Source organism: Saccharopolyspora soli (genome assembly GCF_022678645.1).
GTDB classification, from domain to species: domain Bacteria; phylum Actinomycetota; class Actinomycetes; order Mycobacteriales; family Pseudonocardiaceae; genus Saccharopolyspora; species Saccharopolyspora soli.
Genome location: NZ_JALBWV010000093.1, coordinates 1 through 26,833, shown reverse-complemented (window position 1 = coordinate 26,833; position 26,833 = coordinate 1). Strand labels below are relative to the sequence as shown.

The following is a 26,833-nucleotide window of genomic DNA, read 5'->3' as shown; positions in this document are numbered from 1 at the left end:
GAGCGAACCTCGACCTCCTCCGAAAACGCGTGCTCCTCCAAACGAACTGACATTCACGGAGACTGCGCCAGAGCCCGCCCCTTCACATGGATGGCGTCGATGAAGATCGCGGCGTAGACCGCCTCCAGTGGACGGTTCGACCATTCCTCCATCTCCGCGACGACAGTGTCGGTGATCCTCGAGACCATTTCCGTCGACACCGACGCGCCGTAAATGTCGGCGAAGTGCGCGGAAATATCGCCCGTGGTCAGGCCTTTCGCGTACAGCGACAACACAACCTCGTCCACATCAGACAGACGTCGTTCGCGCTTTTTCACGATCTGCAGCTCGAACGAGCCTTTACGGTCCCGTGGAACCGCGATCTCCACCTCGCCGACCGCGTCCGAGACCACCGTCTTCGTCCTCGACCCGTTCCGAATGTTCGACGAGTCCCGTTCCGGGTCGGCCTGGTTCTTGGCATGGCCGAGGTGTTCGGTCATCTCCTCGTTCAACGCTGTTTCCAGCACGTTCTTGGTGAACAGCTTCAACAGCCCATCCGGGCCGGTCAACTCCAGACCCTGCTCTCGGGCCTGGGCCACCATCTCCGCCACGGCGGCCTGCTCCGGCGAGCTCTCCCGCCCCACCTGCTTCTCGCCCTTGCGTGGACTCACACCGTCCGATGTCATCACTCACAGTGCCCATCCCGCCGGACCACCGCCCGGCGTGTCGGACCGGAAACACCGCTCACTGCACAGTCCCCCAGCCCCAACCGTAGGCGGGCGAGGTTGTGTCGACCCGAACTGGTCGACGTCATGCACCAGTTAGGCGCCACGTTTCTATGCCCGTAAGTGGGCGAGGTTGTGTCGACCGCTGTCTTCTGAGAAAGCCGTTGACCTGGGGAACTGTAGCCGGTTTCGAGTGCCCCGGCAACGGAGATCGACATCTTGGGTGGCAGACCAGGAAGTGGATCACTTCGGTCGCCTTGACCTGCGCAGACAACGTTGCGAGCGGCTCCTCGCGGCCAAGCGTCCACCGAGGAGCTCGCAGAGGCGTGAGCGCTGCATCTGCGTCGGTAAGGACGGGCGGGACATCAGGGAACGATCTCGGTCAGCTCCATTGCGCCGAAACCGTGTGACGTTTGAGCCCCGATCCCGGATATAGTCGCGTACTGCATGAGTGCGGCGAACAAGGTGCTTGTCGTGTGGTCGGCGGTTTTGGTCAGGCCGAGCCGGAACGTTCCGAAGAATCCGATCTGTTTCATGGTCGCCGACACCGGAGTTCGGATGGTTTTTCCGTCCATCTCGTGGAGAATGACCCGGTCCAAGAGCGATCGGAATACGTCATCGGGGATGATGAACTCGGCAGGGGCATGTGCGTTCCAGCGTTGCGCGAGACTTCTCACGATCGATACTGGATCCGGCAGCGGGTGGTCGCGTCCGTCCCGGGAGAAATACAGCGGACTGAGCGTCTCGAACTGCGCGTGCCGAGCAGGCTTGGCCTGGGCCAACTCCGCATATCCCAGGTTCTCGAGCCGCACTCCCCGCACCGCGCAAGTCACATCGCCGAATCGGACGCTCTCCGGTAACCGGGCGGGCTGTTCCTTCCCGAGCCAGCCAATGCGCCAGCGCGTTCCGTCCTCGTTCTCCCGCAAGGGGCCTGCGGCGAACGGCTTGTGCTGTCGCCGGTGGTCTGCATCTGGCTCTTCCAGAATTTTGCACAACGCCCCGTGCAACCTGGCCGGGTAGACTCTGATGCGTTCAGACGATTCCAGCGTGAGCGTGATCGTGGCCGGCATTGGAGTTCTCTCCCCCATGACATGATTTGGTCGTGTGATTCCTCATCGACGACCGATCCGAACGCGCGTCACCCTCGCGCAGTGCAAATTTGGTTGATCACCCTAGGCGCTTTTAGTCGTCCAATCTGACGTCATTATCCAGCCAGCGATCCAATTGTGATTCCGCCGAGTTCGCTGACTCGTCAGGCGGCAATTTGAGTTGGAGGTTTATCGCGGATCCCGTGCCCACTAGTCCGGCACCTTCGGGCAACACCTGGGCATAGAAGACGTGCGTGAAGATTCCCCATTCGTTGCGCGAAAGATGCACCGGCCGCAGCCATACCGGTGACGCTCGCCGGAGCCCTTCACCGCCTTTAACCTCAGCGGATATCTCTCCTTTGAAGGTCGAGCTTCCTTTCCGCGAGTAATATCCTACGGGCAAGCCAAGTGCACCGATCGGGAAGTCGTTGTTCGGTCCTTGGATCGACTTCACCCATTCCGGAGAGCGTCCCGGTGACGGTGGCGGTAGGTCTTTGCTTGGATGATCGCCCAAGCGGAATGTACGCCACTTCTGTCCGGCTAGATCCAAGGCCTCCCCGAACGACCGGAGACGGTCCTTGAACAAGACACCGCCCCACCACTTTGGAGCGAGCATCGGGTGTGCGGGCATTGTGTCATTGTCACCCGCCGGCTCCCCCAGCCATGTCGACCATCCGATTTGGCGTTCGTCCCGCAGGCTACGTGGGATAGCGCTCTCGCCGAGAGCTTCCCAGTCGGGTCGTTCGGTCATAGCCTTGAGCAACGGATTTCGCGTCGCGCCGGAGACCTCGACGCATCGCAGCTGGCCGAATCCGCGCCGGACGCGGGAGCCGAGGCCACCGTAGGTCAGCCATGCCCACATCGCGAGCAGAAATCGACTGTTGACCTGCTCGTCGTGGTCAGTCAGGCGGACCTGCAACTCAAACCTCCCGCCCGGTTCGACGAAAGGGCGAGTGAGCCTATCTCGATGACTCCAAAGGCCTTGACCAAGCAGGTATTGCACGCCGTTGAATTGACCTTCGTTCCGGTCGCGACCGTGCCCGCCGCGAGCCGCACCGTTGCTGCGCGGCTTGGCCCAGGCTGGTTCGGTACCGCTCCCCCCGGCGACCAGCTGACTGATCACTCGCATCCGGATAGCTGATGGATTCTGCGTGTCGCCGAAAATCTCCGACTCTTCTTTGGCCAGTGTGGATAGATCATCGACACCGTGACCTGTGGCGACCGCACGGAACCAGTACCGAAGCGCGCCGCGGATCGACGGGACGCGGATTGGCGAGTCTGTGCTCGCCCGGTCGTCGCCGCTGAACAGCGGCGTGACGACCTCCAGGTGAAACGTGGTCCATTTCGTCACGACTATCCTCCTCGACGATGAAGCCGCCCGAGCGGCGCGGTCACCGGCTGGTCGTCCCACAACAGCTGAAGCGCGATTCCAATAGCGAACGACCACCCGGTCAAGACCGTCAACGCTCCAGCCGGCGCCGCCGCCGTACCAAGCGGAACCGAATCCGGCCACATAGCTAGCGCTTTCGTGCACTCAGGGGTCAGGTCTCGGTACTGCCACGCGGGATGGCTCCACAGGCCGGTCAGACACTCGCCGTGCTCGGCCACCGCTGGGGCAGCGAATCCCAACACCACGAGGCTGATCAAGAACGCGTACGAAATTCCAATGAGGCCGACCAGAAGACCGCGGCGTAACGCCGACCAGCGGCGCTCGTTGTGCAATCGCGATTCCAGCACCAGGTAGAGCATCGCCGCCACAGCAATGGCAACGGCCGTCTTCCAGCCGTTCGGCGACACCCACCATCTCGGTGTCAACGCCAACATCGCTGCGGTGCCGGCAGCTACAGTCGCAGGTCGCCTCAGCAACAGCAATGCGTCCCAGCCAGACGGCAGCAGCAGGCCGGTTATCGGTAGAGCGCTCAACGCGACGCCGGCGCACCACCGCCCCCAGTCCGGGCCTGGCCAGGACAATGTCGCCACGGCCACCAATGACGCGAGCGCAACCGGAGCCCACGGAAGAAGCTGGACCCCCCGACGGCCTGGGCCGAAGGCACGAGCCGCGGAGCGGACGTCGCCGATCGGTAGCCAATGCAGGTCGACAACTCGTCCAGCGATCTCTCGGTGATCAGCCTGGAACTCGGCGGTGTCAGGAGTCGTGGAATGCAGTGACAACGGCCCGGAACCGGGTCGTTGCGGCCACTGCTCGGTCAGCCAGCGGTGCTCTTCGTCGAACCGCACGAGACAACGCGCGCGCAGGCCCGACAGCCACGGGTCGGTGTCGGCCGTGGCGAGGCACGCCAACCACTCCTGTCTAGCGTTGCGCGCCAGCTCCACCGCGTCGGACAGGCCGAGTTGCCGTTGAAGGACATCCGAGGGGTCCTGGAACAACTCGGCACCCCCATCCGGATCAGGTAGCCGGAAAGGCAGTGTCCACACCAGGAATCGGAACCGCACCGCCAGGGCGCGGAGTCTCACAGGCAGCTGCTCGGTCGGATACTTCTCCACCAGACAAGCGAGGTCAGCCAGTAACCGATACTTCTCCGCGGCGTCCGCGCGTCCGTATCCCTCGATGAGCGTGGGATTGCGGAGCACGTTCCCGAGCTGGTCTGCTGCGCGTCCGGTGAGCTCGAGAGCTTGCCATTCTCCCGGCTTCGGGAACGGCGAGCGAGAGCCAGAGTCTACGACAAGGGCGTCGGTCTCGTAGTCGCGAACTAGATCCGCAAGCACACTCAGGTCTCCCACAGCGTCCTCGCAACGATCCTGCCGGCCGGAGTCAGGCTGCGCCGCCCAGCCCGCAGCTCCCCCCGTCCAGATACAAACCCACCAGTCCGTCAACCGACATGTCGTCCACATCGGTCTCACCGCCGTTGCTTGCCTCAGCCAGGTTGAAAACCCGTTCGCGCAGCGAGCCAGTGAAATGCGCGACCGGCAACGCAACAGGACGACTACCCTGCTCATACAGACAGAATGCCTCAATCGGGGGATTTCCGTCCTTCTGAACGGGGGGATTTCCATCTTTCTGAAGCTTGGTCCGGACGGCTTCCGCCATCGTCAAGAAATACGGCAGCATTGCCTTGTCGCCGCCGGATAGGTGGAACACGACCTTGTAGTGACGCGTCGAAGCCGCCGCCTGCAGTTGAGTCGAGCAGCGCACGGCCAGGCCGCCAAGACCGCCCAGGCCCAGCCACGTCTTCTCAGGCAAGTCGGCCCCGGACGACAGATCCAGCCCGGGGATCCGGGCGACGTAACATCCGCCGGGCTGCAACGGGAAACCCTCTGAGGTGTGCGGGTTGTCCACGTAGCGCAGTGAGACATTCTCCTGCCGGTACGTGTGCCCAAGAGCTGTGAGAACCGCAGCGCGTGATCCTTCTTCGGTGTCCGAACCCACGAACACCCACGTGTCCAGCTCGGCCTCCGGAAACTGCTGCTTATACCGGTCCAGTGCGTCCCATTCCGCACACGCCTTTGGCTCCAGCCCCGCAAGCGCCAACCGTGCCTTCGCATGGTCGGCGCCAAGAACCGCGTCGGGTACCTCGACTGTCTCCTGTGGCCTGGTCCGCAGCTCCTGCCAGACATCCCGGTTGCCAAGGACGCCACGAAGGACAGGATGCCCGCGCTTGCGGGCGCCGTCATCGCAGTCTTTGCGCCTGCCTTCAAGAAAGTTCAGCAGTGAGATGCCCACCGGGATGATGTGCAACCGACTGCTCATGACGGGTTCTCCAGTTCGCAGTAGCCGTAACCTGCCGCGGTCTTGCCGCCAAGACCGCGATCATCCAGACCGGACTTCAGGTATGCACGGAACTCGTCGACGTCGGCCTCGTCCCCGATCAACACGGTGCGGAACGGGGTGGCGCCCACTGCGAGGAATCGGACCGGCACGGGGCTGTGGTATTCGGCTGGCGGGGTCTTGACGACGTCCTTCTGCGGGTCGTTGACCTCTTTGTAGTACTGAACCTGATGCGGGGTCAGCACGTCGATGACCAGCTTCGGAGGAGTCTCGGGCAGCGCGTCGAGGACGATCACTCCACCTTGTTCGGCCTCGCGCTCGGAATCCTGGTCGGGCTCATGGTCGGGGCTCATCGCACGTGGTGAACCGAACAATCTGACCAGTGTCTCGGTGTCCGCAGGTTCAGTGCGGTCGCCGGCCTGCGCCGCAGCGAGGCCTTTCAGTCCCGATGCGGGCCAGAGCGGGACTCCGTATGTGCGGGAAAAGGTAAGTCCGGTCTCATAGTTGTCGTCGCCGCCATGACCGACCACCACACGCCATAGTGGACGGATCACGACTTCCTGCGCCACGCGCCCGGACCGCTCTGCCAATGCGCGCGCGGCCTCGATTCGACGCCGGTGCAAAGCGGTCAACATCCGGGCGTCCACCTGCCCGGATGTTTCGACGACCTTCTTGAGATGTGTGACCTGCCCGTCGGGATCAGGTGTCAACGTGCCATCGCTGTCGCGTTTCCCGACCCACATGCCAGTGAACACCAACGCAGTGTTCGGGCCGCCACGCAGGTTCCGAGCGCGCAGATACGGATCGACCACAGCAGCCGGGCTTTCGGCCTTGGCAGAGGAGGGAAGTCGCGTGTAAACGGCCATCAGTCGTCTCCTGGCGCCTTGCGTGCAGAGCCGATACGGCCCAACCACGCCGCGAGCTCCTGCGCTCGACGCTGTGCGACCACATACTTCTCGTTGGGAGCCTTGATCAGCCTGTCGAGAATCACCAGCGGGTCATCGGATTCGACGTTGAGTCGAATCACATCGGCTGCCTCCCGCAGTAGCACGTGGGCCACCGTCCAGTACCGGTCGTCCTCGCGCGCACCTTTGGCCTTGGAGAGCAGATAGGTCGCGGCCATGGCCAGGCCGTTGTTGTGGATCTGAACCGGCACTGCCCGCAACACGGTCAGCAGCTCACGATCCACCTGCTCCGGGAGAGCTTTGGTGGCCGCCACCGCCAGTTCCTGGTCGATTCGCTGGGCCATCAGCTCGTCTCCTTCGAAGCCTTCGCGGCGAAGACGGTACGCAGGGACGTGGCGTCGTGGACCCGGCACCAGAACAGGCCCTTGCCGATCGTCTCATCGCCACCCAGCTGCAGTGGCTTACCGTCGAGCAGCGCCGTCAGCGAATCGAGTGCCTGCGCCGGCCCGGTCAGCAGAGCGGTGAGCACACTCTCGGCGGGCAGATGCTCGGAATAGAACAGATTCTTCGCCGTCTTCTTCTCGATATCCAGCTGAACCCGGGGCACGACGTCGGTTCCGGTGTTCGTCAATTCGCTGAGCACGCCGTCGGCCACGTAGAGAACGTCACGCGAGAGCTTCTCACGGGTGTAGTCGAACTCCCCTCCCTCCGGACAGCTCAATCGCGCCAGCACCGCAGCCCACTGCTCGACCGACTGCCGCACCTCAACGGGAAGCACATTCGGGCCAATTACCTGCTGACCGCCTGCCCAATCACCCGTCACAAACGCTTGGCCTCCGGGATTGGCCGGCGGCGTCGGGATAGCGGTATCGGCCGAAACCAACGCGACTTTCCGGGTCAGTCGCGACACCAGCTGCGGGGACGTCGCCCAACCGTAGGTGTTGATCAGTGTCGGCGCCGGAAACAGCATCAGCTGGGCGTCGCCGAACGACACCTCACCCTTGACCAGCTTGCTCTCGCCGTTGCCGTCGTCGGCCGCACCGTCGTCGCCCTGTGCGCCAGGCGGCCGGGAGCCGAACACCCGCTTCTCATCGCCCAACCGGTACCACTTGGCGTCTCGGGCCGCGTCGCGCGACGCGCCCTTGAGGCTCTGCCCCCACACCACGGGCAGGCCGGTGGCCGCCTCCCGTTGGATGGGAAGGTCCACAACCCCGGTGGATTCGCTGCCCCCAGCGTGTATGGGGGTTTCCGCGAACAGCACCAACAAACGTCGTTCCACTACCAACTCCCGGTCAAGCAGGTGCCGAAACCCGCTGTGGCGATGCGTGATTCTCCATTGCTGCCGCTTTCGCCTTGTGCGTCTGGCGGTAGCAATGTGCCGTGCCATTCACTCGACCACCGTCGAGCGTCATCCTCGCTGTCGAACTGCAGGTAATAGACGGTTCCCGCAGGCACCGCCCAGCGCAGAAGCCGCGTCTGCCCGAACCCCCTGCGCCACGACGCACTGGCAATGGGTGCGGGGCCGGTGAGCGCGACCGCACACAGTCGCGCCTCCGGCGGATGCCAGAAGACGTCATTGACCAATGCGGGTGTCGCCAGATACACCGTCAGCCGTCCGTCCGGAAACCTCTGCGCGGCAGCCGGGATCGGGCTGTCACCGTGTTCCCTCACATGCGCTATGCGTCCCCGACCACCGATGAGCGCCAGGTCGTTGCGCACGGTCAGCACCTTGTCGTCCTGGCATCCCACCAGAAGTCGTGTGCCGTCCTCCACACGCAAGTGATTGGCGAAATACAACATGTCCTCGGCCGCAGTGTCCCGGTGTTCGCCGAACCACTCCCGCGCCAACCCCAGCCGGGACTCCCGCGTCCACGGCTCCGAGCACAGGTACTCGTCCTGGCCCTCGATGTCCAACACGGTGCCCGGAGCGAACTCACCCGACAGCCAGGCTTGCAGGCCCTCGGCGGTGACCCAACTCCGCTCGCGACCTCCCTCGCCGTCAAGGACATGACTGAACCGGAGCTTTGCGTCGAGGTCACTGACCACACCGACAGGCCGTTCGATGACACTAAGCCGGGCGGTGTCACCGTTGTCGTTACGGACGAGGTCGGCCGGTGCGAGAAAACGCCGGCGGCCCGCGACGTCGACGATTGGCCCGATGATCCGGTGCTTCACGTTGTCACCGATCGCATGCCGCACCACGCCACCGAGCGTCGAGGGCGGCGGAGCGACAGCCTCGCCGCGTCCGTTCTGGCCCGCGTTGAACGCCCGTCCGTCGCGCACCATGAGCGTGTCCAGCGGTTCTACCGCCAACCATGTCGTCTTCATCGGCACTCCTGGGCAAGGAAACGAGCGACCAACGTCGACGGCACCGGGTCGAATCTCGGTACCTCGCCAGGTGGCCGACGTTCTTGCTCGCCCAGCTTGATCACGGCATCGGCGACCTCACTGGAGCCACCCTGCCTGGTGACCAGCCGCCGCACCTCGGCACGGGCTGTCTCCCGCACGGTGGTGTCGGAATGCGCGGCGAGCCGGTTCAACTCGTCGTGATCGCGCTCCAAGTGGCTGGCGAGCCTGCCGGAGAACTGGGCATCCGGGGCGATCGCGCGCAGGAGCTCAGTCGTGTTCTGGCCCTCGGCCAGGTACCACGGCTGAACGGTTCGCGCCCGCTCGCCACCTCGGCGTAGCACGACCACACCCAGTGCATCGCGTTGCTCGCGCCCTGCACCCTCGGCGTCCTTGGCCTGGTCGAGCGCGCGTTGGGCCGTGGCAATCGCTTCGCGCAGCGGACTGGTCATGTGACTGAACACGACCGCAGTCGACGCGGTCACCTCACGCAACGCGGGCGTGTTCTGCAAATGCGCGTGGGTGAGTTCGCGGATCGCCGCAGCCAACGACAACGCGGTCGCCGCAGGAGCGAAAGCCAGGAAATCGTCCCCGCCCGCGAACACCGGTACCCCCAAGTATCCGGGCTCCTCACTCAACGCGCGCTGGGCGCAGCCGAGTTCCGTCAGCGCCCGAGAAGCGCTGCGTTGGTCCGCCAGCCCCAGGTCACCGAGCTTCTTGCCCAACCGGTCCAGATCCTGCACGACGATCGCGAAATACGGTGTCAGTTCAGGAACGTCGTGCTCGCTCGCGAGATTTCCGATCTGGGAAGCGATCTGCCGCCCCGCCGATGCTGAAGCGCCGGCTTCGTCGCCGTATTCCTGTAAGACTCGCGGTTCCCACGCGTCCGGGCTAATCAGCGTGCCGAGAGTCGTCGACAGCTCCTCCAAATCCGGGTGGCACGCTAGTCGGCAACCCGACGTGCTTCATGTCGTCCGACGGAGCCAGCTCGGACATCCGCTGCACCAGCGGAACGAGCTCGCCACGCAGGTTCGGACTCTCCACCGCCCGCCGGATGAGCTGATCCCGAAACCAGCTCGACGCAACCACCGTCGTGGCAGGGAAACGACTACCGAGACCGTAAATTGTGTTGCCCACGTGCCGCTTCACCCAGCCGGCCGCCGATAACTGCTCGTGGCGTTCGTGCTTGGGCACGCTCATCGCATCACGACCGCGCGGTGCGGTGACCGAGGGCAACAACGGCGATTGGGCACACAACGTCTTACTGGTCGTCCTGCTAACCTCGAACCATCGAGTTCGTTTTCGCTGGTCCAGCGCACGCGCCGCAGTCGACCACAGCTCCCGGTACCCGTCGTTGCCGATCTCACCGGCAACGCTCACCCACGCCAAGTCGGGCATGCCCGGGGTGGGCGGGATCGACCCGTGAGTCTCGGCCACGAGCGAGGTCCACTGCCGACCAGCTTCCTTGACAGCGGCTTCCGCTACCGTAGCACCGGTGTTCGGCGGTGCCAGATAAACGATCTTGTTGCTAATCCCGACAGGAACCCGTTCGCCATCATCGATCAGCGCACCCGGATCTGGTATGACCAGGCCATACGGCTTGTCGTGCGCGGCCAAGGCATCGCGTACGCTCAACGCCGCGGCGGCCACAACCTGCCGCACCACGACACTCGCACCCGCCGCGTCCGCGGTCTTGCGGGATTCCGCGATGAACGGCTGCACACCACCGACGGTCAGCATCACCAAGTCGCCCTGCACAGCTGAGTCGTCCCTGGGCTCGCTCACACCGCCCCCAGAGGACCACGATCGCCGCAATGCGTCATTCCACCAGGCGTGATCGAAAAATCTGACGTGTGATTTTCCTTGACACAGCGCAAAGTGCGTTGTGCATGCCCCACGCAACAACCTCCTCGAGACCCTGCGATCGCTGTCTTTGATCAAGATAGCAGGCGGCTCGCATCTGTTCCCCGGATTCCCAGAAAATGGGTACACGAACCCGCGCCGCAGGCGCGGGCACCCGCTCGATCGATTCCATCAAACCACCGACCAGCCAAATACGGACGCTCTTCCCATCCGCGCGTCGTCCTGGGGCCTGGTGCTTCTATGCCCGGCCGGGCGAGGTTCTGGTGAACGCCGGCATCAAGGACGAGAACGATTACGGCCAGCCGAGTTTCTATGCCCGTAGCCGGGCAAGGTTGTGCCGACGCGCCGCTTTCCAGGATGGAATGCCGCAGGACCGACGGGTTTCTATGCCGCCGTAGCCGGGCGAGGTTGTGCCGACACTATCGGGCGCACCAAACGCGGTGCAGTAGTGGTGTTTCTATGCCCGTAGCCGGGCGAGGTTGTGCCGACCGCTCACGTTTTGCGTGGCCGGTGACCTGCGGAATCGTAGTCGGTTTCGAGCGCTTGGGCAACGAAGATCGTCATTCTGCCTTCCTACCCGTAATGCCGATCACCTTACCGGCTCTGACCTGCACTAACCATGCCGCGAGCGCCTCCTCATGGCCAACCGCGAACCGAACCGCTCGCAACCTGTCGCAGCTCAAGTAAACGGAAGCAACCAGCGACCCAGCACTACCGGCCCGACACGCCAGCATGCACCGGCCGAATCCGCGTGACCCGCGTCGCGGAAGCGACCGCAAAACTCGCCGCCATCACCTACCGGCGCACCCCGATTCCCAGCCCCATCGGTGGCAACAGCCCTATACGAGCTGAGCACACGCGGTAGTCACCGCGAGAACCATCGGGCGACTTCCCAGAGCCGCGATCCGGGCGCACCCTGCGGCTTATCCGGCACCGTACCGGACTTGGCTGCAAGAGATGATCGTATGGACGACCCACTTCCCCTCGGCGCCCGTGCTGTCGGCGATATCCGATTCTGCGAACGCCTGTTCCACCTACAGTACGCCGAGGGCTACCGACTCGACAGCGAGGAAATGCGGCTCGGCCGCCACGTCCACTCCTCCGTTGATATCCCCACCGGCCAGAAACGCCCTGCTCAGCGCATTAAGCCGGCGAACTGGAAGATCCGTTCGCTTGCCTTGTCTTCCGCCGAGCGCGGACTGTGGGCCACCTGCGACGTCGTCGAAGCAGTCGATGGGAGCGTCCATCCCGTAGAGTTTCGCCGGGGCGCACCGCAGCGTGACGGCAGTCCCTGGCCGGACCAACATGTGCAACTCATGGCACAAATCGTGCTTCTCCGGCAACACGGCTACGAGTGCACTGAGGGCTATCTCTGGTACGACTCCGTTCGTCAACGTGTTCGTGTTCCCTGGACCGCCGAGGCCGAAACCGAACTGCGCCGTGCAATCGATGACGCACTCAAGCTGGTCGGTCAACCGAAACCGCCGCCTCCGCTACGACACAGTCAGAAGTGCGTGCTCTGCGCGATGCTTCCGATCTGCATGCCGGACGAGATCAACGAACTCGCAGAGCGGAACACCAAGAAGCCCAGACGTCTTCTCCCCCGTGCTCCTGCCCGCGATCCGATCTACATCGCCGAGCCGGGATCCACCGTCAGTGTTCGCAGTGATCGCCTGGTCGTCAGCAAGGGCGAGGACAAGCTGCTGTCCGTACGGCTTCGAGACGTATTGCACCTCGTCGTCTCGGGCCCAGTCACGGTCACGAGTCAAGCTGTGCACGCGCTCGCTGATCAGGGCAGCCCACTCGTGTGGACGTCGACTCACGGCAGCCTCAAGGCGGTCGGAGTTCCGACGCTCGGCAACCATGTCGAGCTGCGCCGGCGTCAGTTCACCGCACATCCGGATCAGATGTTCGACATCGCACGTCGGATGGTCAGCGGAAAGATCCGCAACTGCCGAACCCTGCTTCGACGCAATCCACATCTCAAAGACCAGGATCTTCTCGACCGACTCGACGCCGAAGCCGCCCGGGCGCAGCGCGCTCCGACCCTGAGCACGCTGCTGGGCATCGAGGGCGCCGCGGCCCGCACCTACTTCAACGGCTTCGCGCGTTCATTACGCAACGATCATCGTCTTCCCGGTCCGTCGTTCGAAGTTTCCGGACGCACTCACAGGCCACCGGAGGATGCCGTGAGTTGTCTGCTCTCGTTCCTCTACGGCCTGCTGGTCAAGGATGTCATGACCGCCTGCTACGCGCTCGGCCTGGACCCGTACTACGGCTGCTACCACCAGCCGCACCGCGGCCGCCCAGCGCTCGTTCTCGATCTCGCCGAGGAATTCCGTCCCCTGATCGCGGATTCGACGGCCTTCACTCTGATCAACAACCGCCAGGCCCGTCCTGCGACATTCCACGTCCATCCGGTCTCGGTGGCGCTCACCAAGACCGGCCGCCGTGAGGTCATCGACGCCTACGAACACCGCTTGGCGACCGAGATTCGCCATCCGGTCTTCGAGTACCAGGTCACCTATCGACGCGCGATCGAGATCCAGGCGCGGCTGTTCGCGGCCTGTCTGCTGGGCGAAATCTCCCACTACACCGCATTCACCAGCAGGTGAATCCTGATGCTTCGACGCCGCTACCTGGTCGCATACGACATCCGTTCTCCCCACCGGCTTCGCCGGGTCGCCAAGCGGATGGAGGACTTCGGTGACAGAGCGCAGTATTCGGTGTTCCTGTGCGATCTCACTCGTGCGGACGTCGCCGACATGACCTACATACTCGACCAGATCATCGACCCAACAGCGGACCGCATCCTGATCGTCGACCTCGGGAAACCCGACGACACAAGCCGACTCGAGTTCCTTGGACGTCGGCACCCGTTGCCCGCTACGGGACATCGGGTGGTGTGAAACCCCATCACAAGAAAGGAAAGGATCATGACCACGAACAACGACGCCACCACAAGCACTTTCGTCCCGCCTTACAACCTCACCTTCGGGGTGTTCATGTCCAGTCTCGATCGAATGGCCGACGACGAGGCGCTCCCGTCGGTAATCGACCGAAGTTACCTGCACTGGATGCCCGGGACCGTGCAGTCGAACTATCTCGCCCTGTTCCGGCAAACGGGACTCATCGATTCAAACGATGTTCCAACCCAACTGCTTCACGACATCGTTTACAGCCAAGACGCGCGCCCAACCGTGGTCGAACGGCTTGTGCAGGAGCACTACGCACCGGTCTTTGAGCTTGGCCTCAACGCCACTGCGCAACAACTTCTTGACCTCTGGCGCGAATCCTTCGGCCAGAGCGGTGAAACCCGGCGCAAGGCGATCCGATTCTTCATGCAGGCGGCCAAGTTCGCCGGAATCCAGGTGAGCAAGAACTGGGAACGCAACGTCGACAAGATCAGCAGGCAAACCGCGCCATCGCGGCCGAGGCGCTCCCGCGCTCCGCGAGTCCCGAAACAAGCGAGCGCACCCGAGTCAACGTCGCGTCCTACTGAGATCGTCACCCTCGCCGAAGGGGCGGGGAAACTCAGCCTCGGCGTCGAGATCGATCCACTGAAACTCACCGAGGAAGACCGGAAATTCGTCTTCGGAATCATCGACAGCATCCACAGCTACCGCGAGGCCCACCCCGGCAACGAGCCCGATGACACCTCCCGCGAAACCGACAGCAACACCGACTGAATCCGCACATCAAGAAGGAAAAGACCATGGCCAGCTATGGACGTGACCCGAAGCGCCGCGCCGACCCGCAGCAACGCGCACACCTGTTCGAAGATGCAGGTGGCCAGTGCCAGCGGTGCGGCGCGCAACTCGGGCCCGACTATCACGCAGCACATCTCATCGCCCATTCGCACGGCGGCGCCACCACCCTCCGGAACCTGGAGGCCTGGTGCCCGAGCTGCAACCTCGGACTCGGCAACCACGACGCGGACCCGATCGCCGGCCTCACTCTCCGGCCCTGGCAGGCTGACGCACTACCCGTGATCGCCGACCGAATCTTCCGGCACGGCACCGCCACGCTCCAGGCCACCCCTGGCGCAGGCAAGACGATCTTCGCCGCCCTGCTGTTGCGCCTCCTGTTCGACGCAGGGCTCATCGAACGCATTGTGGTCGTCGTGCCCAGCACCGCGCTGGTCAGGCAGTGGCGATCAGAACTCGCCCAGCTCGCAATTCACCTCGACCCGCACCCGACGGACGGTGCACTCGAGGCCGACGGATTGGTCGGCGTGATCGTCACATACCAATCTCTGCCCACCTACGCGCGCGTGCACGCGACCCGGATGCGACAGCGAACAACCCTGCTTGTCTTCGACGAAGTGCATCACGTCGCCGACGAGGCATCGTGGGGAAACGCTGTGCGGTGCATGGTCGGCGATGTCGCGGCGGGCGAGGTTCGCGCGGGCGCTGTGCTCAACATGACCGGAACCCTTTTCCGTTCCGATCCGCGCCGCCGCATCTCGACCGTTCGGTACGAACGCGTGACCGTCGACGGCACGCCCAAGCTTCAGGCCCTCACCGACTGGGCCGTGCCTACACGCGAGCTCGTCGGCACCGAACTTCGCGCACCCGATCTCTATCGCTACGGCGGACGAGCCGAGTACCTCGACCTGTCCAGCAGTTGTCCGGTACCCCGCAAGCAGATCGCCGACCTGGAAGAGCATGAACGCACCGCACTGCTCTCACAGGTGCTGGAGTCGCCGGAATGGATCGACCGTTTCGCAGCCGAAGCCGTGCGGCTGCTCAACGAGCAAATCGAGGCGCTCGATCACGCGGAGTACCTGAAGCTGCTCTTCGTCGCACCAACGGTCGTCGTGGCACGTCACGCCGCACGCGCACTGAACAAGGCCACGGGTACCGACTTCGCGCGCTTGGTCGTCTACGACGAGCCTGATGCTCTCACCAATCTCCGGACCGCCCGTGACGAACCGCAGTCCTGCGGGATCGTCACCGTTCGCATGGTCACGGAGGGCTTCGACTGTCCGCAAATCTCCACGATCGCGTACGCCTCGAACATCGTGGCACCGCTGTTCGTGGCCCAGATGATGGCGCGTGCGATGCGCCTGACCCCAACCGAACGCGACACTGGAAAGCATCTGCCAGCGAAAATCCTCATCCCGGACCATCCCGTGATCCGCGAGGCGTTCGCCGACATTATTCGCGATACTTTTCCGCTCACCGACGAGACCGAGCCAGAAGTGCGCGGTGCCGCACCGGAAACCACCCGCTCAGACCACTACGACCTCGTCGGAATCGACGACCCGCACCTACGCGGTATCGACGTGCTCGATCTGGAGCAGTCAGTGTCCACTATGGAACACGAGAAAGCGACCTCAGTGTGCGAGATCGTACTGATCCCCACGACCTACGCAGCCCGATTGGCTGTCGGCATCCGTCTGGACGGCGAGAGCCACGGCAACTCCGGCTGAGATCGGCTTTCCGCCCTGCGCTCCACAGCGCAGGGCGGAAAGCCGGTTCGACTACCCGCAGACATGCGAGTTCGTGCCGACCACAGGGAACGAACCGGAGCCGATCAACCGCCCCGGCACCCGCGCGCGGGCGAGATTCTGCCTACTCGAGGCAGACATGATGGACCGGCACTAGCGGCACCGCGGTTTCTATGCCCGCAAACGGGCGAAGTTGTGTCGACGCGTGGTCGCAGGGCGAGGCCAGCACCGGCGAGAACAGTTTCTATGCCCGCAAGCGGGCGAGGTTGTGTCGACACCCCTCGACGACGCATGGGACCCACCCGAACCGGGAGTTTCTATGCCCGCAAGCGGGCGAGATTGTGTCGACCGCAGTCGTCTCAGGCGCCGGTGACCTGCGAAACCTTAGCCGGTTTCGAGCGCCCCAGCAACGAAGACCGAGATATCGCCGCCCAGCCCGTACAACGGATCAGTAAAGGCCCCTTGCCCTGCACAAACACGGTCGCGAGCGCCTCTTCACGGCCTAGCTTGAACCGAGCCGCTCGCAAGATGCACGCCCTACCGATCTCGACCGATCCGCTGCGCAGTCGCCCGCCCAGCGCGTCGCACAAGGCTCCGCCCACTACAGCTCGTCCGAAAGGCCTGCGATCCGTTCATACGACTGGCGACGGTCGTCGTGGTCAAAGATCGGCGTGGCCACCTCGTATTGCTGCAGCAGCACCTCGCGTTCAGCCCCGAGAACGCGCAGACGGCCTGTACCGTGCCATAACTTATCCTCGGCCGGCGACCAGGGCTTTCGTTGACCTCTGCGTTTAGGCCATGATCGCAGATCATGGCGTTTCGACTGATGTACCTGGCGTCAGTGACGGTGTTCGCCTGGCTGAAACTGGTCGCCCGGCGTACTGCGGCCAAGGACGCCGAGATCCTGGTGTTGCGACATGAAGTGGCGGTGTTACGCCGCCAGCTGGAGCGTCGGCCTCGTCTGTCATGGCCAGATCGAGCAACCCTGTCCGCGCTGGCGAGCTCACTGCCTCGCGCCCTGCGACGGGAACGGATCGTCACACCCGGCACTCTTCTGGCGTGGCACCGGCGTCTGATCGCCAAGAAGTGGACCTATCCCTCACGACCTGGTCGGCCACCGATCAGCACCGAACTCCGCGACCTGATCGTCCGCCTGGCCCGAGAAAATCCCAGGTGGGGCCATCGGCGCATCCAGGGCGAGCTGGTCGGCCTCGGGCATCACCTGGGCGCGGGCACCATCCGCCGTACCCTCCGGAACTCCCGCCTGGGCCCGGCTCCACGCGAAGCGGACACCTCATGGCGCAGCTTCCTGCGTGCTCAGGCATCCGGATTGCTTGCTGTCGACTTCTTCCACGTTGACACTGTCGGCCTTCGTCGGCTGTACGTCCTATTCGCGATGGAGGTCCGCACCCGCGCCGTCCACATTCTCGGGGTCACCGCGCACCCAACGGCACCCTGGACCACCCAGGTCGCCCGTAACTTCCTGATAGACCTCGGCGAACGGGCCGCGTCGTTCCGGTTCCTCATCCGAGACCGCGACACCAAGTACACGCCTGCATTCGATGCGATCTTCGCCTCCGAGAGAGTGGACGTCATCAAAACCCCGCCGCAGACACCACGGGCGAACTGCTTCGCGGAACGATTCGTCCGTACCGTCCGCGAGGAGTGCACCGACCGGCTCCTGTTCTACAACGAGCGGCACGCCAGGGCGGCGCTCTGCGAGTACGCCGACCATTTCAACGCCCATCGTCCACATCAGAGCCTCCGCCAGCACCCACCGCAGCACGATCCCACAACGGTGATTCCGATCGACAGACCCATGCTCCGCCGTAAGGTCCTCAGCGGCTTGATCAACGAGTACACCGGAGCCGCTTGATACCAATCAGAAAACCCCAGTTCAGACCCATGTTCTGAGTTTTGGCGCCCTACAGGCCGCAGACGCGGGAGTCGGGCATGTCGTATACACCAGCGCGCCGCGGGTCGATATGGGCGAGCTCGTGTTCGGGCCGGAACATCTTGCGTCCGAAGACGCGATCAGGGCCAGCGGGGTTCGGTATACCTTTCTCCGCAAACAACTGGTATCACGAGAACTTCGTGTCACAAATTCAGATCGCAGAACGGACTGGAAGCTTCTTCGGCAATGCCGGATCCGGCAGAGTCGCCAGCTCCGCGCTAGCTGAGTATGCCGAGGCGGCTGCCGTGGTACTCAGCACAACTGGCCACGAGAACACGATCTACGAACTCGCTGGCGATACCGCTTGGACGTATGACGAGCTCGCGACCACGCTGTCCCGAACCTTGCAACGCGACATTCGCTACGAGAACCTCTCGGAAAGCGATCACATTGATCGGCTCGCCAGCGCAGGTCTCGCCAGGTCGGTCGCAGAGATCAATGCGGCTATTGAGACGAACACGGTTCAGGGGGCGCTCGAGTTCAGCAACGGAACGCTGTCGCGCCTCATCGGGCACGAGACGGAGACGATTGATTCGGCAGTCCGTCGAATCGTGCGTTCGTCCTGACACGGCTGGGCCCGGTTGCCAGCCAGATAGACGGCAGCCGGGCCTCTGCGCCCAGGACGCAAAGTTGCCCGAGTGCCCAGCGACGTGCACCGAGCTACATGGGCGTGGAGTTATGGTAGGCCGCCGCCGTCACGTCACCGCTGCCGGCGCCGAGAACGATGGACCGCACAGCAGGGAATGAGGAACGCCAGGATGACCAGCCTCTTCGATCAAGTACTCGAGGCACGCGGAGGGCTAACGCGGTGGCGAAACCGAAATTTTGTCCGTGCTTCGATTGTCACCGGCGGTAGCCTGTTCGGTCTGAAGCAGCAGCCCCAGGACCCCGAACCTCGGACCATGACGGTGGCACTGCACCGGCAGTGGGCGTCGGTCCAACCGTTTGGATCACCCGATCAGAAAACCGACTTCACCCCTGAAACCGACTTCACCTCTGAGCGGATCGCGATCGAAATACTGAACGGGGAAGTCGTCGCCGAACGGTCCAACCCGGAGTCGTCCTTCGCCGGCCATGAAAAAGGCACTGCATAGGATCCGCTGCACCGCGCCTATTTCAACGGTTACGCTGTCTGAACCTCGACCCCCTTTCTTTTCGCCATGCCGGGCTTCTCGATAACCGAGGTCGCGCCACGCGAGGAGGACGGCGAAGTCTGGCGATGCTTGCGGGTGCGATTTCCACCGTCAATCGTGAGTCACAGCACGGAGCAGGACTTCTACTTCGGGCCGGACTTCCTGTTGCGGCGTCATGACTACGCGGGCGAGATGACCGGTGGCGATTTCGCCGCCCAGTATGTGTCTGACTACATCGAGGCCGACGAAATTCAGATGCCTACCAAGCGCCGCGCCTTCCTCTGCGCAGCAGACGGGAAGCCAAACCGCGACGCCTTAATGGTATCGATCGATTTCTCGGACGTGCGGTTCGAATAACTACGACACTGAAACCACCGATTCAAGGTGCCACCGAACGCCGGATCAGTCGGCGGGTTCTGCGATCGTTGGAGCGTAGTACTCTGGGGTGCTCATAGGATGACCGGGGGCTCGCGGACGTGTTCGACGAGAACCGCCGCAGGCATGACTACGAGGTGTATGAGCAGCAGGCATACGGGGTGCTGGGCTGGCTGGAGAAGTTCCCGGACGTCGACGTTCGACGGATCGTCGCGCGGAAAGCTGGCCGAGCATGTTCTTGACCTGCGGACCGCGTGCGGCTGATCGTGGTCGGCAGCAGCAGCCGGGGGAGCTGCTCACCCGGCCGCGCGCCGAGGGTTATCTCGACGGCTATCTGATGATCATCCGCTGGACGTTCAACGCCCGGGCCGTGGAGATGCTGCGCACGGTCATCGAACGCAACGGCGAACACTCCCTGGCCGGGCTGCTCGCCGGTCCGCACTGCGGGGCCGCAGCGCACGCCGCGCATACACCGCGCTCGGGGCGCTCGGGTCCGGAGCGGTAGCGGGGGCGTCGCCCAGGATGGCGAGACCGGTGGCAGTGACAAGGGCGGCCACAGCCCAGAAGGGCGAGGAGCGGGACCCAGACGATCAACTACGGCAGGGACCAGGCACCGCTTCCCCCGCTAGACACTCACATGATCAACGAGAGCCGTGCCCGTCTTGTAACCAGCCTAAACAACGTTGCCGGAACTCTGCGCGATGACAGCGGCCTGGAACTCGGTTGTCACGATGCGGCATCGAGGACGATGTCGAACTCGATCAGGCGGAACGGAGCTTGGACGCCGAACTCTGCGGCGCGTGTCGCGTCGCAGACGGTGGTGACCGGGCGGATCAGCTCTTGCTTCACGCCGAAGACGGCGTCCGAGTCGAGGTAGGGACTTTCGTCCAGGAACATGTGTGTGGTGACGGGGTGATGTCCCTCCGCACCGGCGATGAAGTGGATGTGGGCGGGCCTGTACGGGTGCCTCCCTGCCGCTTCCAGAAGATCGCCAGCAGGGCCGTCGGTGGGTACCGGGTAGTGGCGCGGCACGACGCTGCGCAGCCAGTAACGCCCTGTCTCATCTGTGGTGAACAAGCCCCGAAGGTTGAGTTCGGGCTGCTTGTCGGGCTGTTGTACGTCGTAGAAGCCGTCTCCGTTAGCCTGCCACACATCGACCAGGGCACCAGAGAGCGGCGTGCCATCCAGCGAACGAACAGTGCCCGCCACCACGCACGGTTGGCCGTTGGCGTCCAGTGAGATGTCAGCGCCCAGTTCGCGCGGCGGGGAATCGACGAGATGGAATGGTCCCAGCACCGTCGACTCCGTTGCACCTGCTGGTCGGCGGTGGTTGATTGCGTCAACAAGCATTGACACGCCCAGCAGGTCCGAGAGCAGGATGAACTCCTGACGCTTGTCATCGCACTTCTGACCGGTTGCGGTCAGAAAGTCGATGCCCTGCATCCACTCCTCCATGGAGGGTTCGACATCCCGCACGAAGTTGTGGAGATGAGTCACTAGGCTGGTCAGAATCTTTTTCAGGCGTTCATCGGAAGTGTTGGCCCAGCTGGAATTCACCAAGGCGGTGGCGGATTTCTCGTCGAAGCTGGAATCTGCGGAAAGCATGGCGTCTTCTTTCTGAGTGGAGGGAGAACCGGATCACTTCGCGCCCCACGGGAACGGGGGTACACGCGAGAACACGAAAGGGTATCAAAGCCGCTGTCGCGCCAAACATGTCGAATTTAACAATAGTTCTATTGACTGGTAAAGAGCGTGTCTCACTTGGATCTTGGTGGGCCTGCGGGCATGATCATGATCTGTGATGGACGAGTTGTCGTTGCGGTTGGTGCCGGATGAGTTGTGGGGCCTGGTTGAGCCGTTGGTTCCTCCGGCGAAGGAGCGACCGCAGGGCGGAGGGATGTCGCGTGTGGATGACCGGAAAGTGTTCACTGCGATCGTGTTCGTGCTGACCAGCGGATGCGCCTGGCGACATCTGCCACCCAGCTTCGGGGTGAAAGTCCCGACCGCGCACCGGCGCTTTATGGAGTGGACCGAAGCGGGTCTGTGGCGGCGACTGCATCAAGCTGTTCTCGACGAGCTGGGAAGCCGAGGGATGATCGACTGGTCCCGGGCGATGTTGGATGGTGCATCGCTTCGGGCGAAAAGGGGGGATCTGTAACCGGCCCGAACCCGGTCGATCGAGGCAAGGCGGGCTCCAAGATCCACGCCCTGTCCGACCGTTCAGGCATTCCGCTCGCGGTCGGGATCTCCGCGGCTAACACCCACGACAACGCCGCCCTCAAGCCGCTCGTGTTAGCCATTCCCACGATCCGATCCCGCCGAGGCCCACGCCGCTTCAAGCCCGCGAAACTCCACGCGGACAAGGCATACGATTCCGGTGAACTTCGAGACTGGCTGCGCAACCGAGGTATCGTCCCCCGACTGGCCCGCAAGGGCATCGAGTCCAGCACGAAACTCGGCCGCCACCGCTGGATCATCGAACGCACGATCGCCTGGCTGTTCGGCTACCGCAGGCTCACCGTCCGCTACGAGCGCTACGGCACCCTGTTCTGCGGCTTCCTCACGCTCGCCGCCGCGCTCACCTGCTACAAGAAACTCACCAAATGAGACACCCTCAAAGCTTCCGCGCTTGTGGCCTGAAGCTTTGGTGGGGAATCTTTTTCGGATAATGATCTTCACTTCGCTGTCAATCGAGGGCCGCTCACTGTTCTCTTGGTATTCACTTTGCGTGGGCCGCGATGTTCAGTTCCGCGCGCAGCAGCGCCGCTGTCTCAGCTGGCCGGACCAGGAAGGGCGAGTGACCGGTGTCCATACGGACGACCCGCTGTGCACGCTGCGACAGGAATGCCCCGGCTTCGCCGGGGATGGCCGCGTCCTTTTCGCCAATGACGTAGGTGCTGGGGATGGCGTGCCAGGCGGCCTGTGTCAACGATTGGTTCATCGATGCAACCGAATGGGGGCCGAGTGCTGCGGCGGCTTCGCTCGCAGCCCGCGGGTCCAGGTCATTGTAGAAGTGGTATTCGGCGCGCAGCACGTCGTAATACCCGTCGGCCAGGTGTTCCGTTCCCCAGAAATCCGGCGGAGTTCCTCCCACGACCCCGAGGATCGATTCGCCGATGTCCAGCATGAAGGCATTGAGGTAGACCAGTCGCTTGACGGCGTTTAGACCGGCAAGCGCTTGGGTGGTCGGGGCTCCGCCGTACGAGTGTGCAGCGACCACTACTGGCCCGCCAACGCTTTCGACGGCAGCGCGAATGGCGTTCGCGTCGTCGTAGAGATCACCCAGCTCCGCAGGTCGGACGTGCGCGCTGGACGGATTTTGCACAGTGCGGACATCCAGATCGGAAAGCTCGTCCCTCAGCTTCTTCCACATGCTCACGCGGTGCCAGGCACCGTGCACTAGTACGAGAGTGGGTAGTTTCGGCATATGCGCGCTCCACTGTGTAGCCGCCATGGCCAGCCACACCGGCCAGCACGAGCAGCCTCTGCTACGCGACTGTAGGCTCACAACGAGGACTTTCACTCAGTGCAAGACTTCCGCACGGAGTCCTTGCGACCAGCGCGGGAAGCGGTGCTCCATGAGAGGAGGACGAGATGCCGGACCGCCAGGGCACGTCGGTGACGCATAAAGTGCTGGCAATACTGGCAGCTTTCTCGCCCGGCAGAGCCACTCTGACTCTCAGCGAGTTGTCACGGAGAGCATCCCTGTCACTACCCACCACGCACCGACGAGTCGCCGAACTCGTCGACTGGGGCGCTTTGGAACGTACAGCGGACGGCCGATACCGGATCGGACTGCGCCTGTGGGAAGTGGCGACCCTTGCACCTCGGGGCCTGGGGTTGCGGGACGTGGCCATGCCCTTCCTCCAGGACTTGACGAAGGTCGCACAGAGACACGTCGTCCATCTTGCCGTACGAGAGGAACTGGACGTCGTCTTCGTGGAACGGATGAGCGGCCACGGCGCTCCGCCTGTGTACAGCCGAGCCGGAGGCAGGTTCGGTGACTTTGCCACCGGTGTCGGGTTGATTCTGCTGGCCTTCGCCCCAATCGAGGTACAAGAGGCCGTGTTGAGCTCCTCGCTGCCCACCTACACAACCAGGACCATCACCGAACCGCGCCGGCTCCGTTCGCTCCTCGCTGACATCCGCAAGAGGGGATACTCTGTCAGCGACAGAATGGTGGATGACAACATTCTGTCCGTGGGAGCGCCCATCCACGGACCGGACGGAGCTGTGACGGCCGCGATCTCCGTCGCCGTGGCGGCCAGCAGTCAATCTCCCTCCTCGCTCGCCCCTTTCGTCCGGACCACCGCGCTTGGTATCTCCCGTTCTCTTGGTTACCAACCTTGAGCGATATTGAGGAAAGTGTCTTCCGTGGGACAGGGCAGTTCATGCGCTATCGCGCCGAAGACGAAGTGACGTATCACGCGCGAGAGACTGAGGGGTACCGATTCAGCCACTCAGGAGGCGACAGGTCGAGCGCATAAACACTGTCGGCGACGCGTGAACGCTGACCCCGTGTCGGGGGCGCTTGGTCACGCTTCCGCCGGCAACGACACACTATGTACGCTTTAGCCGCTACAAACGACGCGGCTACCACTGACCTAAACTAACGTCCGCGCAGTGCGACGTCCCATTTGATCTGCTGCCGCAGCTGGCGTTTGAGGACCTTGCCGCCTGAGTTGCGCGGCAGCGGTTCCTCGTAGACCACGACGTACTGCGGGATCTTGAAGTCGGCCAGCCGGTCGTCCAGGTAGTCCAGCACGGCGCGCGGGTCCAGCGTGTCGCCCGGTACGGGCACCAGCACCGCGCCGACCTTTTCGCCCATCACCGCATCCGGTACGCCAAGCACCGCGGACTCCGCCACTCCCGGGGCGCCGGCCAGGGCGTTCTCCACCTCGACCGAGTAGACGTTCTCCCCGCCCCGATTGATCACGTCCTTGGACCGGTCGACAATGTAGACGAGGCCCGCTTCGTCGACTCTGGCCAGGTCGCCGGTGCGCAGCCAACCGGCTACAAAGGCATCTCGGGTGGCCTCCGGCTTACTCCAGTAGCCCCGCACGACGTTCGGTCCGCGAATGAGTAACTCACCCACGCCGTCGGCCTCCCGTGTGGCTAATGGGTGCACCGCGAGATCCACCACGGGCGCGGCGAAGCCGACTGAGTCGGCGTGTTGTGTCGCCCATTCGTTGGGCAGGTACGTGGCGAAAGATGCGGTCTCGGTGAGCCCGAACCCGTTGCCCAACCTGGCGTTGGGGAATGCCGTGGCGATCCGGTGCGCCAGCTCCGGCGTCATCGGCGCACCACCGTAGGTCAACCTGGTCACCCCGCTGACGTCGTAGTCGGCGAAGTCAGGTTGCGCTAGGGACAGCGCATAGATCGCCGGCACCCCGGCCACGAAGCTGATCCGCTCGTCGACAAGGGAGCCCAGGAACTCTCGCACCGTGAAGGCGGGCAACACCACTGTGGCCGCGCCCAGTGCCAGGTGCACCAAGAGCTGGCTGTTGCAGCCGGTCACATGAAACAGCGGCACCGAGATCAGCCCGCGCTGCGCGGCCCCGTCCGCCCGGTCGATGCCCAGGACGCGGATGGTTGTCTCGACGTTTGCCAGGAAGTTCTCCTGGGTTGTCATCGCACCCTTCGGGAACCCGGCGGTGCCGCTGGTGTAGAAGATCGCAGCCAGGTCGTCGTGACCCAGGTGCTCCACCGCGCGGGGCGCGCCGTCGGGCAACGGCTGGTCGGGTCGCAGCACCGCTGCCGATCCAGAGTCGCACAGCACATACTCGATCTCGGGCTCGGTGAACCGGGTGTTCACCGGCACCGAGACCGCCCCGGCCAGCTGGGTGCCCAGGAAGCCGACGACCCAGTCCACTCCGGCGGGCAGCACGATGGCCACCCGATTGCCTGGACGGACGCCGTTATCGGCTAGGCCGCCGGCCACTCTGGCCGCCCGGTCCCAGAGCTCCTGGAAGCTGACCCGAGGGGGCTCGGGGCGGCCCACCTCGACCACAGCTTCGGCGTCCGGAGCGCGCTCCACGCTGCTCCGAAACATCTCCACCAGCGAGGCGGGGATGTCGGTGTAGTGCGCAATACCTCGCTCATCACGGGCGATACCCGTGGTATCGAACGGCGCGTCGCCGCGCGGCAGAGAATCAATCACGGACTCTCACCCGCCACCGTGCAGCAGCGCCGCCGGTCGTCCACCAACACGGCGTGAGTCCGCTCCTCCGCCGCATTCAGGTCGACCGGAGCCTTGAACCGTGCCCACCGCCCACACCTCCTGCGCCCATCAGGGAAACCGCGATGTCATCGCGTATTGCACGGATGAATTTTTCGAATCAATGGACAACTTGTAGCAATTTGTCCACGCGGCCCGCATACAAGGAGCGCAAATCCTTGATCGAAGCCTGTCGAACAGTGGGACTACTGACCACTGGAGTATCAGTCTCAATCATCGTACAACACCCCCGTAACTCGCTTAGAGGCTTAGTACTCCAGCCGCACTTGGTGAGCTTGGTGGGACTGTCCGCGATCTTGTGGGTGGTGGGTGGTCTTGACCATGCTGGAGTGGACGCTTCGGTGGGAAAGGATCAAGGTTGACGGACAAGGATCCAGCGGCGGTGTCGGGGGGCGATGAGAATGGTGATCGTGATTTGCGGATCGCCCAGGGGTTGGTCGAGCAGGTCCGCGCGGAAGGCGTGTCGCTGACTGGCCCTGGCGGGGTGCTGCGGAATCTGACGAAAACGGTGCTGGAAACGGCGTTGAACGCCGAAATGGACGACCGTCTTGGCTATGAGAAAGGGGACTCGTCGGTCAAGTTCGGGCCGAACGAGCGGAAGGGGTCGTCGGCGAAGACCGTGCGCGCGGACGTCGGTGATGTGCGGATTGATGTGCCCCGGGACCGGGAGGGCGCATTCACGTCTCAGATCGTTGCGAAGTATTCCCGGCGGGTCGAGGGGTTCGACGAGACGATGATTTCCTTGTATGCCAAGGGCATGACGACCGGAGAAATCCAGGCACACCTGGAAGATATCTATCAGGCGCGGATATCACGGGAGACGATCTCGAAGATCACCGACACAGTGGTCGAGGAGATGCATTCCTGGCTGGCCCGGCCCCTGGACCGCGTCTATCCAGTGGTGCTGATCGATGCGATTCACGTCAAGATCCGGGACGGTCAGGTGGCCAACCGGCCGATCTACGTTGCTGTCGGAATCGACACCGCTGGTGAGCGTGACGTGCTCGGCCTGTGGGCCGGTACCGGCGGCGAAGGCGCGAAAGGCTGG

General features: G+C 63.6%; 26 protein-coding genes and 1 pseudogene. 13 read left to right on the top strand and 14 right to left on the bottom strand.

What is annotated here, in order from left to right; genetic code table 11:
* Positions 1-74 precede the first annotated feature (74 nt).
* From MOQ72_RS40140 to MOQ72_RS40090, 11 genes and pseudogenes are all read right to left on the bottom strand, one after another.
* Positions 75-581: pseudogene (locus MOQ72_RS40140) on the bottom strand (transposase); the annotation flags it as partial.
* A gap of 488 nt (positions 582-1,069) precedes the next feature.
* Positions 1,070-1,774: a CRISPR system precrRNA processing endoribonuclease RAMP protein Cas6 gene (gene cas6 / locus MOQ72_RS40135; RefSeq protein WP_242191213.1), complete on the bottom strand. Its 705-nt coding sequence runs from the start codon at positions 1,772-1,774 to the stop codon at positions 1,070-1,072.
* A 112-nt stretch (positions 1,775-1,886) separates the two neighbouring features.
* Entirely contained in the window at positions 1,887-3,143 is a 1,257-nt protein-coding gene (gene cmr1, locus MOQ72_RS40130) for a type III-B CRISPR module RAMP protein Cmr1 (protein WP_242191212.1), read from the bottom strand.
* A gap of 2 nt (positions 3,144-3,145) precedes the next feature.
* A complete protein-coding gene (locus MOQ72_RS40125) occupies positions 3,146-4,627 on the bottom strand; it encodes a hypothetical protein (RefSeq protein ID WP_242191211.1) in 1,482 nt (493 codons plus the stop codon).
* Entirely contained in the window at positions 4,566-5,501 is a 936-nt protein-coding gene (locus MOQ72_RS40120; RefSeq protein ID WP_242191210.1) for a hypothetical protein, read from the bottom strand. The genes MOQ72_RS40125 and MOQ72_RS40120 overlap by 62 nt, the downstream gene beginning before the upstream one ends.
* Positions 5,498-6,385, bottom strand: a complete 888-nt coding sequence (gene cmr6, locus MOQ72_RS40115; protein ID WP_242191209.1) for a type III-B CRISPR module RAMP protein Cmr6 — start codon at positions 6,383-6,385, stop codon at positions 5,498-5,500. Before cmr6 ends, MOQ72_RS40120 begins: the two co-directional genes overlap by 4 nt.
* Positions 6,385-6,768: a type III-B CRISPR module-associated protein Cmr5 gene (locus MOQ72_RS40110; RefSeq protein ID WP_242191208.1), complete on the bottom strand. Its 384-nt coding sequence runs from the start codon at positions 6,766-6,768 to the stop codon at positions 6,385-6,387. The genes cmr6 and MOQ72_RS40110 overlap by 1 nt, the downstream gene beginning before the upstream one ends.
* Positions 6,768-7,703, bottom strand: a complete 936-nt coding sequence (cmr4, locus tag MOQ72_RS40105) for a type III-B CRISPR module RAMP protein Cmr4 (protein ID WP_242191207.1) — start codon at positions 7,701-7,703, stop codon at positions 6,768-6,770. The genes MOQ72_RS40110 and cmr4 overlap by 1 nt, the downstream gene beginning before the upstream one ends.
* A complete protein-coding gene (locus MOQ72_RS40100; protein WP_242191206.1) occupies positions 7,703-8,752 on the bottom strand; it encodes a type III-B CRISPR module-associated Cmr3 family protein in 1,050 nt (349 codons plus the stop codon). The genes cmr4 and MOQ72_RS40100 overlap by 1 nt, the downstream gene beginning before the upstream one ends.
* Positions 8,749-9,699, bottom strand: a complete 951-nt coding sequence (locus MOQ72_RS40095; protein WP_372495639.1) for a Cas10/Cmr2 second palm domain-containing protein — start codon at positions 9,697-9,699, stop codon at positions 8,749-8,751. Before MOQ72_RS40095 ends, MOQ72_RS40100 begins: the two co-directional genes overlap by 4 nt.
* Positions 9,662-10,711 carry a type III-B CRISPR-associated protein Cas10/Cmr2 gene (locus MOQ72_RS40090; protein ID WP_242191204.1) on the bottom strand — a complete coding sequence of 350 codons (1,050 nt, stop codon included), beginning with the start codon at positions 10,709-10,711 and terminating at the stop codon, positions 9,662-9,664. Before MOQ72_RS40090 ends, MOQ72_RS40095 begins: the two co-directional genes overlap by 38 nt.
* Positions 10,712-11,598: 887 nt before the next feature.
* Here MOQ72_RS40090 and cas4g/cas1g point away from each other — a divergent pair.
* The 10 genes from cas4g/cas1g to MOQ72_RS40040 all read left to right on the top strand — a co-directional run bounded on the left by cas4g/cas1g (position 11,599) and on the right by MOQ72_RS40040 (position 20,052).
* Entirely contained in the window at positions 11,599-13,248 is a 1,650-nt protein-coding gene (gene cas4g/cas1g, locus MOQ72_RS40085) for a CRISPR-associated endonuclease Cas4g/Cas1g (protein WP_242191203.1), read from the top strand.
* A 6-nt stretch (positions 13,249-13,254) separates the two neighbouring features.
* Complete coding sequence (gene cas2, locus MOQ72_RS40080) at positions 13,255-13,542, top strand: CRISPR-associated endonuclease Cas2 (protein ID WP_242191202.1); 288 nt, start codon at positions 13,255-13,257, stop codon at positions 13,540-13,542.
* Positions 13,543-13,569: 27 nt separating this feature from the next.
* Entirely contained in the window at positions 13,570-14,322 is a 753-nt protein-coding gene (locus MOQ72_RS40075; RefSeq protein WP_242191201.1) for a DUF5343 domain-containing protein, read from the top strand.
* Between the two features lie 26 nt (positions 14,323-14,348).
* On the top strand, positions 14,349-16,067 hold the full coding sequence (locus MOQ72_RS40070; protein ID WP_242191200.1) for a DEAD/DEAH box helicase family protein: 1,719 nt from the start codon (positions 14,349-14,351) through the stop codon (positions 16,065-16,067).
* 829 nt (positions 16,068-16,896) lie between these two features.
* Positions 16,897-17,961 carry an integrase core domain-containing protein gene (locus MOQ72_RS40065; protein WP_242191199.1) on the top strand — a complete coding sequence of 355 codons (1,065 nt, stop codon included), beginning with the start codon at positions 16,897-16,899 and terminating at the stop codon, positions 17,959-17,961.
* 218 nt (positions 17,962-18,179) lie between these two features.
* Positions 18,180-18,605 (top strand): Rossmann-fold NAD(P)-binding domain-containing protein, encoded by a 426-nt coding sequence (locus MOQ72_RS40060; protein WP_242191198.1) that lies wholly within the window; start codon positions 18,180-18,182, stop codon positions 18,603-18,605.
* Positions 18,606-18,797: 192 nt separating this feature from the next.
* Positions 18,798-19,133, top strand: coding sequence for a hypothetical protein (locus tag MOQ72_RS40055; RefSeq protein ID WP_242191197.1), 336 nt, complete (start codon positions 18,798-18,800; stop codon positions 19,131-19,133).
* A 66-nt stretch (positions 19,134-19,199) separates the two neighbouring features.
* Entirely contained in the window at positions 19,200-19,529 is a 330-nt protein-coding gene (locus MOQ72_RS40050; RefSeq protein WP_242191196.1) for a hypothetical protein, read from the top strand.
* A gap of 119 nt (positions 19,530-19,648) precedes the next feature.
* Entirely contained in the window at positions 19,649-19,789 is a 141-nt protein-coding gene (locus MOQ72_RS40045) for a hypothetical protein (protein ID WP_242191195.1), read from the top strand.
* On the top strand, positions 19,780-20,052 hold the full coding sequence (locus MOQ72_RS40040; RefSeq protein ID WP_242191194.1) for a hypothetical protein: 273 nt from the start codon (positions 19,780-19,782) through the stop codon (positions 20,050-20,052). Before MOQ72_RS40045 ends, MOQ72_RS40040 begins: the two co-directional genes overlap by 10 nt.
* A 221-nt stretch (positions 20,053-20,273) precedes the next feature.
* Here MOQ72_RS40040 and MOQ72_RS40035 read toward each other — a convergent pair whose 3' ends face one another.
* Positions 20,274-21,152: an intradiol ring-cleavage dioxygenase gene (locus tag MOQ72_RS40035; protein ID WP_242191193.1), complete on the bottom strand. Its 879-nt coding sequence runs from the start codon at positions 21,150-21,152 to the stop codon at positions 20,274-20,276.
* Positions 21,153-21,348: 196 nt separating this feature from the next.
* Between MOQ72_RS40035 and MOQ72_RS40030 the strand changes: the two genes are divergently transcribed.
* A protein-coding gene (locus tag MOQ72_RS40030; RefSeq protein WP_372495638.1) for an IS5 family transposase occupies positions 21,349-22,154 on the top strand; the annotation gives its coding sequence in 2 pieces (ribosomal slippage) (positions 21,349-21,688 and positions 21,688-22,154; 807 coding nt in all).
* Positions 22,155-22,266: 112 nt separating this feature from the next.
* Here MOQ72_RS40030 and MOQ72_RS40025 read toward each other — a convergent pair.
* A complete protein-coding gene (locus MOQ72_RS40025) occupies positions 22,267-22,974 on the bottom strand; it encodes an alpha/beta hydrolase (protein ID WP_277955386.1) in 708 nt (235 codons plus the stop codon).
* Between the two features lie 167 nt (positions 22,975-23,141).
* On the opposite strand from MOQ72_RS40025, the gene MOQ72_RS40020 reads away from it, so the two are divergent.
* A complete protein-coding gene (locus tag MOQ72_RS40020) occupies positions 23,142-23,897 on the top strand; it encodes an IclR family transcriptional regulator (protein WP_242191191.1) in 756 nt (251 codons plus the stop codon).
* A 259-nt stretch (positions 23,898-24,156) separates the two neighbouring features.
* Here the strand turns inward: MOQ72_RS40020 and MOQ72_RS40015 are convergent, their stop codons facing one another.
* Positions 24,157-25,707, bottom strand: coding sequence for a class I adenylate-forming enzyme family protein (locus MOQ72_RS40015; RefSeq protein WP_242191190.1), 1,551 nt, complete (start codon positions 25,705-25,707; stop codon positions 24,157-24,159).
* A gap of 460 nt (positions 25,708-26,167) precedes the next feature.
* On the opposite strand from MOQ72_RS40015, the gene MOQ72_RS40010 reads away from it, so the two are divergent.
* On the top strand, positions 26,168-26,833 hold a 666-nt coding region (locus tag MOQ72_RS40010; RefSeq protein WP_443706328.1), incomplete at its 3' end, for an IS256 family transposase.